Consider the following 2,170-nt stretch of genomic DNA (forward strand, 5'->3'; position numbering starts at 1 on the left):
AACGAGAATTTCGAGCTTGCCGCCAGTCGACTTTTGACCAAATAAACGTGCTGGTATGACTCGGGTGTTATTAAACACCATCAAGTCTCCAGGATTGATCAGATTGAATAAATCTGTAAACTTTTTGTCGGCAAGCTCACCGTTTTCGCCACTTAATGTGAGTAAACGCGAAGCATTGCGTTGTGCTGTCGGATAGCGAGCAATCAGCTCATCAGGTAGGTCGAATGAAAAATCTGCAACACGCATAGTATGATCTCAACAGTAAAAACGGCCGCTAGTCTATGGCGACTGCAGGTTAAGATCAAGTTTGGTGATTATTTTGTCGGCTTTTGTTCTATCGACTCGGTGTCGCTATCGTCCAATTCAAGAGTATCTGACTTGGCAGAGTCAAAGGTGTGATCGGATTTGTATGAATGCTCTTCATAACGCATGTCGATGTGTACTTTATTTCTTTTGGGGGCAGCAGGCCTGCCCAATAATTTTTTAATCCAGTCTTTCATCATCCTTGATCCCTAAATTAATCCTATAACCTTTTAAAAGCAGTTACATATACGCATTACAACAATACGAAGTTCAATACTCCATGACATTTATCTATAAAACGTTATGATTAACTCCACTCACTCGCCATCTTGTAACGCTTTGTTACAAACGGCTAGTATCATACTGTAAAATAATAAAATTAGAAGTACAATTTATGAACTTTTTAGCTCACTTACATTTAGCCGACATCAGCGATACTCACCTAGTAGCTAATTTGTCGGGTGATTTCGCAAAAGGTAACATAGAGCAACATCCAAAACATCTACAACAAGGGATATGGCTTCATCGCCAGATAGACCAAATTACTGACAGTCATGAAATTATTATTGACCTACTAAAGTTGTTCCCTAAAACCTCACGTCGTGTTGCTCCGATACTAGTGGACTTAGTATTTGATCATTACTTAGCATTTTATTGGGAAGAGTATCATCATCAGCCATTAGATGAATTTTGCCAAAAAGCATACCACCAGCTTAATACTACACTTGAACTTCCTCCGACGTTACAGGCCATTGCGCCACAAATTATCCAGCAAGATTGGCTAAGTAGTTATCAAACAAGGCAAGGATTAGATCAAGCGATTAAGGGCGTCAGTCGTCGTTTATCAAAACCAGAACTTTTTGACCATGCCATTAAAGATATCGATAAGATTTATATTGATATCGAGATTGCATTTAGAACCTTTTATCCGCAGTTAATGGCCTATAGTAGGCTTTATAGTCGTAAAACTCCGGCAGCATATTTACCTTAATACAGGGTATCTATAGGAATTAATGTCGTATGCCATCATGGTTACTTAATCTAAAATACACACTCAAAACCAAACGGTTTTGGCTAACGAGTCTACGCGATATAATCGTTATTGCGGTGGTGTTGTTCGCTATCGCGAGTTATCTACAGCGAGATATGCAAACAGGCGTTGCCACTCCAATTAACGCACATTCGATTACCCAGAAGCCAATTTCATTATTTACCTCAACAGCAACTGGCGTTCAACAACATGCAAAATGGCAGACAAACTCTCATAAACCCACCTTAGTTTATTTTTGGGGTACTTGGTGTCCGGTATGTAGCGTCACCTCGCCAATGGTGGACTCGGTCAACCTAAAGCAAGATTATCAAGTGGTTTCCATTGCGGTAGCCTCTGGTACCGATGCAGACATTAATACTTTTATGCAACAACATCATTATCACTTTGATGTAATCAACCAACAAAATCAGCATCAAACAATGTTATTAAGCCAACAATGGGGCGCCATGGCATTGCCTGCTATTTATATCGTTGATGCTGAAAACAATATTCGCTTTGTTACCTCTGGCGTAACAAGCAGTTGGGGAATGTCATTACGGTTGTGGCTAGCGACCTGGTAAAGCGGCGATAACCAAACAGTATTATTCAGCCGAATAATTGGTTTTTGGTTATCAGTAAAACTTTGTTAGTATCCGCAACATGAGTACTCGCGAGATTAACGTTTCGCCACATCAATACCTGAATCAGACACAATTAGAGAGACAATTTATAATGCACATCTTTACTTATCAACCACCATCAATTCCGTGGTTGGACATACGCTATAAAGACCGTGACATTATCGTCATCAATAAGCCTTCAGGCCTATTATCAAAT

General features: G+C 39.8%; 4 protein-coding genes and 1 pseudogene. 3 read left to right on the forward strand and 2 right to left on the reverse strand.

What is annotated here, in order from left to right; translation table 11 throughout:
- Positions 1-246, reverse strand: a 246-nt coding sequence (locus tag CXF78_RS21130) for an S-adenosylmethionine:tRNA ribosyltransferase-isomerase (protein WP_180957246.1), incomplete at its 3' end; no start/stop codon positions are given.
- A gap of 68 nt (positions 247-314) precedes the next feature.
- Complete coding sequence (locus CXF78_RS21135; RefSeq protein WP_102037863.1) at positions 315-503, reverse strand: hypothetical protein; 189 nt, start codon at positions 501-503, stop codon at positions 315-317.
- A 194-nt stretch (positions 504-697) separates the two neighbouring features.
- Between CXF78_RS21135 and CXF78_RS21140 the strand changes: the two genes are divergently transcribed.
- The 3 genes and pseudogenes from CXF78_RS21140 to CXF78_RS21980 all read left to right on the forward strand — a co-directional run.
- Entirely contained in the window at positions 698-1,294 is a 597-nt protein-coding gene (locus tag CXF78_RS21140) for an acyl carrier protein phosphodiesterase (protein WP_102037864.1), read from the forward strand.
- 29 nt (positions 1,295-1,323) lie between these two features.
- Positions 1,324-1,914 (forward strand): protein disulfide oxidoreductase, encoded by a 591-nt coding sequence (locus tag CXF78_RS21145; RefSeq protein ID WP_102037865.1) that lies wholly within the window; start codon positions 1,324-1,326, stop codon positions 1,912-1,914.
- 151 nt (positions 1,915-2,065) lie between these two features.
- Positions 2,066-2,170: pseudogene (locus CXF78_RS21980) on the forward strand (RNA pseudouridine synthase); the annotation flags it as partial.

This window comes from Shewanella sp. 11B5 (genome assembly GCF_002836795.1).
GTDB lineage: Bacteria > Pseudomonadota > Gammaproteobacteria > Enterobacterales > Shewanellaceae > Shewanella > Shewanella frigidimarina.

Bases quoted from the DNA above. Each gene is read 5' to 3' on its own strand.
- CXF78_RS21135 (WP_102037863.1), bottom strand. From the start codon at position 503: ATGATGAAAGACTGGATTAAAAAATTATTGGGCAGGCCTGCTGCCCCC.
- CXF78_RS21145 (WP_102037865.1), top strand. From the start codon at position 1,324: ATGCCATCATGGTTACTTAATCTAAAATACACACTCAAAACCAAACGG.
- CXF78_RS21140 (WP_102037864.1), top strand. From the start codon at position 698: ATGAACTTTTTAGCTCACTTACATTTAGCCGACATCAGCGATACTCAC.